The organism is Albidovulum sp. (genome assembly GCF_041919395.1).
Classification (GTDB): domain Bacteria; phylum Pseudomonadota; class Alphaproteobacteria; order Rhodobacterales; family Rhodobacteraceae; genus Albidovulum.
Genome location: NZ_JAYRTX010000148.1, coordinates 1 through 4,735 on the forward strand (window position 1 = coordinate 1; position 4,735 = coordinate 4,735).

Below are 4,735 nucleotides of genomic sequence, written 5' to 3' on the forward strand. Positions count from 1 at the left end.
CCCGGCGACGGACCGGCAGGATGCGGTGCTCGCAGTGCTCGATCTGCGCCGCAACCGCGGGCGCTATGCGCTGGTCTTCGCCCTTATGGGCGTCGCGGCAGGCAGCGGGGCCGTTGCCGCGTCGGGGCTTGGCGCAGCCCTGTCGCTGAGCTTCGGCCACGGGCTTCTTGCGCTTGCCCTCGGTTTCGTGTCGGCCTGGCTGATCCTCGGCGAGGCCGCGTGTTCGCAGTCGGCGATCCGGCGCGCGCTCCTCGGCGGACGCGAGCGGACCTGACCGATCATTCCCGCGCCCGTCGCGGAAGCGCCGCTGCCGCCCGCGCGAGGGCTTCGATCGCGGCCCAGTCGCCGGCGGCGACCCGGTCCTTCGGCGCGACCCAGCTTCCGCCGACGCAGAGCACATTGGCCAGGTCGAGATAGTCGCCCGCGTTCTTCGGACCGATGCCGCCCGTCGGACAGAAGCGGACCTGCGGGATCGGCCCACCGATCGCCGCAAGGGCCGGAACGCCACCCGAGGCCTCGGCGGGGAAGAACTTCTGGACGCTGTAGCCGCGTTCCAGAAGCGCCATGACTTCGGTGGCGGTCGCGGCGCCGGGAAGGAGCGGCAGGCCCTCGTCCTCGCAGGCGGCGAGCAGCCGGTCGGTCGCTCCGGGCGAGACACCGAAGCGTGCCCCCGCCGCCTTTGCGGCCTTCACGTCGGCAGGGGTCAGCAGCGTGCCCGCGCCGACAACGCCGCCCGGCACCTCGGCCATCGCCCGGATCGCGTCGAGCGCCGCCGGCGTCCGCAGCGTGACCTCGAGCGCCGGAAGCCCCCCCGCGACGAGCGCCCTTGCCAGGGGTGCGGCGTCCGCGATCCGGTCGAGGACGAGGACCGGAACCACGGGGGCGAGCGCGCAGATCTCGAGGGCGCGGCGGCTCTGGTCGGCGGGGGTCATCGAGAACTCCTCAGGTTTTCGTCCGGTGGGCATTGCGGGAACCTCCGGCGGAGGTACTCGGGGCAGGATGAATGCGGTCAGTAGAGCGCGGATGCCCCTTCGGTCGCCGGGCCGACGGCGCGGCGGAAGCTCTCGAAAAGTTCGCGGCCGGTGCCGAAGCGGTTCGCCGAAAGGTCGGGCGCGATCGGGGTCCGGGCGCCGAGGTCCACGCCCGGCGCATCGAGCCTGCCGGAGGTCGCGTCGAGCCGGATCAGGTCGCCGTCCCTCAGCCGCGCCAGGGGGCCGTCGCAGGCGGCCTCGGGGCTGACATGGATCGCGGCCGGAACCTTGCCGGAGGCGCCCGACATCCGCCCGTCGGTGACGAGCGCGACCTTGAGCCCCCGCCCGAGGAGAACGGAGAGCACGGGCGTCAGCGAATGCAGCTCCGGCATCCCGTTGGCCCGGGGCCCCTGGAAGCGGACGACGACCACCGTGTCGGCGGTGAATTCGCCCTTCTGGAAGGCGGTCTTCACCGCGTCCTGGTCGGTGAAGATGCGCGCGGGTGCCTCGATCACGCGGTGTTCCTCGGCCACGGCCGAAACCTTGATCACGGCGCGGCCAAGGTTGCCGGTGAGTTCGCGCAGGCCCCCGGTCGGCTGGAACGGGTCGGCGGCGGGGCGCAGGATGCGGTCGTTCAACGTCGACTTCGGCCCCTCGCGCCAGGTGAGCCGGCCGTCGGCGAGGACCGGTTCCCCGGCATAGCGCCGAAGGCCGTCGCCCGCGACGGTGCGCACGTCCTCGTGCAGGAGGCCCGCGTCGAGGAGTTCGCCGATCAGGAACGCGAGACCGCCGGCCGCGTGGAAGTGGTTCACGTCGGCAAGCCCGTTCGGATAGACCTTGGCCATCAGCGGCACGAAGGCCGAGACGGCATCGAAGTCCTGCGGTTCGAGGAGGATGCCGGCCGCCCGCGCCATCGCCGGCAGGTGGAGGACGAGGTTGGTGGAGCCCCCCGTGGCCATCAGCCCGACGATGCCGTTCACGAAGGCGCGCTCGTCGAGGATCTCGCCCACCGGGCGGTAGTCGTTGCCGAGCGCGGTGATCGCCGCGGCGCGGGTCACGGCGGCCTCGGTCAGCGCGTCGCGGAGCGGCGTGTTCGGGTTGACAAAGGAGGAGCCGGGCAGGTGAAGGCCCATCATCTCCATCAGCATCTGGTTGGTGTTCGCGGTGCCGTAGAAGGTGCAGGTGCCGGGCCCGTGATAGGAGGCCATCTCGGCTTCCATCAGCTTGTCGCGGCCGACCTCGCCTGCCGCGAACTGCTGGCGGACCTTCGATTTTTCATCGTTGGGCAGGCCCGAGGTCATCGGGCCCGCGGGGACGAAGACCGCCGGCACGTGACCGAAGGTCGCGGCCGCGATCACGAGGCCCGGCACGATCTTGTCGCAGATGCCGAGGTAGAGCGCCGCATCGTAGCAGTTGTGGCTCATCGCCACCCCGGCCGCGAGTGCGATCACGTCGCGCGAGAAGAGGCTGAGTTCCATGCCCGCGCGGCCCTGCGTGACGCCGTCGCACATGGCCGGGACCCCGCCCGCGACCTGCGCGGTGGCACCGGCCTTCCTTGCGGCGGCGCGGATGAGCTTGGGGTAGTCCTCGTAGGGCTGATGGGCCGAAAGCATGTCGTTGTAGGCCGTCACGATGCCGATGTTCGGGGCGCGGCCGGCGGCGAGGCTGTCCTTGTCGCCGCCCATCGCCGCATAGGCATGGGCCTGGTTGCTGCAGCTCAGGTGGGCGCGGGCGGGGCCTTCGTCGCGGGCCTGGCGGAGGCGGTCGAGATAGGCGGCGCGATGCGCGGCGGAGCGGACGCGGATACGCTCCGTGATCTCCAGAAGGCGGGGACTCGTGGGCATGGCATCCTCCTCGGCTCTGGTCGTGCGGTTGGCAGGGTCTTACTGTTAGCGCTAACGAAGCGCAAGGCCTTCCTGCTGCGGTCGGGCCGGGACAGCGGCCCGGAGCCGATGATAGCGGAAACGGAAACGGCTGACAGTCCCCAGGGGAGCCGTCAGGACGCGGGCCGGTGCAGGACCGGGGCTTTCCCCGGCGGGCGGGGCGGATTAAGGGGAGGGGAAACACGCAGGACCCTGCCATGACCCAATCCCTCCCGATCGTCCGCCTGCGCCCGAAGGCCGAGGCGCGCGCGATTCGCCACGGCTTTCCCTGGGTCTATGCCGACGAGCTTGTCACCGACCGCCGGACGCAGGCGCTCGCCCCCGGCACGATCGCGCTTCTGGAGGACGCCGAGCGGCGGCCCCTGGGCATCGTCACCGTGAACCCCGCCTCGAAGATCGTCGCCCGTGTCCTCGACCGCGACGCGGCGGCCATGATCGGCCGCGACTGGATCGCCGCGCGCATCGCCCGGGCGCTTTCCCTGAGGGAGCGGCTTTACGACGCGCCGTTCTACCGGCTGGTCCACGCCGAGGCCGACGGGTTGCCAGGGGTCGTGATCGACCGCTTCGGCGCGGCGGCGGTGATCCAGCCCAACGCCGCCTGGGCGGAGGCGATGATCGGCGATCTCGCGGGCGCGCTCGCCGCGGTGACGGGGGTCACGACCATCGTCAAGAACGGAACCGGGCGGGCGCGGGGGCTCGAAGGGCTGGTGGAGGAAACGGTGGTGCTTTCGGGCGCGCTCGACGAGCCGGTGCCGGTGCCGATGAACGGGGCCGTCTATATGGCCGACCTTCTCGGCGGACAGAAGACCGGGCTCTTCTTCGACCAGCGCGAGAACCACGCCTTCGCGGCGCGGCTCGCGAAAGGGGCTGCGGTGCTCGACGTCTTTTCGCATGTCGGCGGCTTCGCGCTGGCCGCACTCGCCGGGGGCGCGACGCGGGCGCTGGCCGTCGACAGCTCGGCCGCGGCGCTCGAGCTTGCGGGGCAGGGGGCCGCGGCGATGGGGGCGGGCGAGAGGTTCGAGACGCGCAAGGGCGATGCCTTCGCGGCGATGGAGGCGCTAGGACCCGAAGGTGCGCGGTTCGACCTCGTCATCTGCGATCCGCCGGCCTTCGCGCCGGCGAAACCGGCGCTGGAGGCGGGGCTCAGGGCCTATGAGCGGGTCGCGCGGCTGGCCGCGCCGCTGGTCGCGCCGGGGGGCTACCTCTGCCTCTGCTCCTGCTCGCACGCCGCCGACCTCACGCAGTTCCGCAATGCCTCGGCGCGCGGGATCGGCCGCGGCGGGCGGCGGGGGCAGCTTCTGCACACGGGCTTTGCCGGGCCCGACCACCCGCAACTGCCGCAACTGGCCGAGACTGGCTACCTGAAGGCGCTGTTCTTCCGGCTGGACGGATGAAGGCGCTTCTGGATGCCTGCGTGCTCTATCCGACGGTGCTGAGGGAAATCCTGATCGGCGTCGCGCGGGCGGGTCTTTATGTGCCGCTCTGGTCCGACCGCATCCTCGAGGAGTGGGCGCGGGCGGTGGTGAAGCTCGGCCACGGAGCCGAGCTTGTCGCCCGGGGGGAGATCGCGGCGCTGAAGGCGGCCTTTCCCGCTGCCTGCGTCGCGCCGCGCGAGGCGCTCGCCGCCCGGCTCTGGCTCCCGGACCCGGGCGATGTGCATGTCCTTGCCGCCGCGGTCGCCGGGGGTGCGGATGTGATCGTCACCTTCAACGCCGCCGACTTCCCGAGGGGCGTGCTGGCCGAGGAGGGGCTCGGGCGCGAGGACCCGGACCGGTTCCTGCTTGCCCTCTGGCAGGGCGCGCCCGGGACAGTGGCGGGCGTGGTGGAAACCGTGCGGGCGGAGGCTGAGCGCCTCTCGGGCGAGGCGCAACCCCTGCGGCC

Annotated in this window: 5 protein-coding genes; 3 read left to right on the forward strand and 2 right to left on the reverse strand. The window is 72.2% G+C overall.

What is annotated here, in order from left to right:
• Window positions 1–274, forward strand: a 274-nt coding sequence (locus ACMUOO_RS16430; protein ID WP_413855740.1) for a hypothetical protein, incomplete at its 5' end; no start/stop codon positions are given.
• Between the two features lie 4 nt (window positions 275–278).
• On the opposite strand, the gene eda is transcribed toward ACMUOO_RS16430, so the two are convergent.
• Together eda and edd are read right to left on the reverse strand one after the other, a co-directional pair.
• On the reverse strand, window positions 279–932 hold the full coding sequence (gene eda / locus ACMUOO_RS16435) for a bifunctional 4-hydroxy-2-oxoglutarate aldolase/2-dehydro-3-deoxy-phosphogluconate aldolase (protein WP_301918006.1): 654 nt from the start codon (window positions 930–932) through the stop codon (window positions 279–281).
• Window positions 933–1,009: 77 nt separating this feature from the next.
• On the reverse strand, window positions 1,010–2,815 hold the full coding sequence (gene edd, locus ACMUOO_RS16440) for a phosphogluconate dehydratase (RefSeq protein WP_301918007.1): 1,806 nt from the start codon (window positions 2,813–2,815) through the stop codon (window positions 1,010–1,012).
• A 236-nt stretch (window positions 2,816–3,051) separates the two neighbouring features.
• On the opposite strand from edd, the gene ACMUOO_RS16445 reads away from it, so the two are divergent.
• Together ACMUOO_RS16445 and ACMUOO_RS16450 are read left to right on the forward strand one after the other, a co-directional pair.
• Window positions 3,052–4,248 (forward strand): RSP_2647 family RNA methyltransferase, encoded by a 1,197-nt coding sequence (locus ACMUOO_RS16445; RefSeq protein ID WP_301918008.1) that lies wholly within the window; start codon window positions 3,052–3,054, stop codon window positions 4,246–4,248.
• Window positions 4,245–4,735 (forward strand): RSP_2648 family PIN domain-containing protein (locus tag ACMUOO_RS16450; RefSeq protein ID WP_413855741.1); only part of this gene is annotated, 491 nt, incomplete at its 3' end. The genes ACMUOO_RS16445 and ACMUOO_RS16450, both read left to right, overlap by 4 nt.

What these genes read in the sequence shown, in the direction of transcription:
- eda (WP_301918006.1), bottom strand. Translation starts at nt 932, where the DNA reads ATGACCCCCGCCGACCAGAGCCGCCGCGCCCTCGAGATCTGCGCGCTC.
- edd (WP_301918007.1), bottom strand. Translation starts at nt 2,815, where the DNA reads ATGCCCACGAGTCCCCGCCTTCTGGAGATCACGGAGCGTATCCGCGTC.
- ACMUOO_RS16445 (WP_301918008.1), top strand. Translation starts at nt 3,052, where the DNA reads ATGACCCAATCCCTCCCGATCGTCCGCCTGCGCCCGAAGGCCGAGGCG.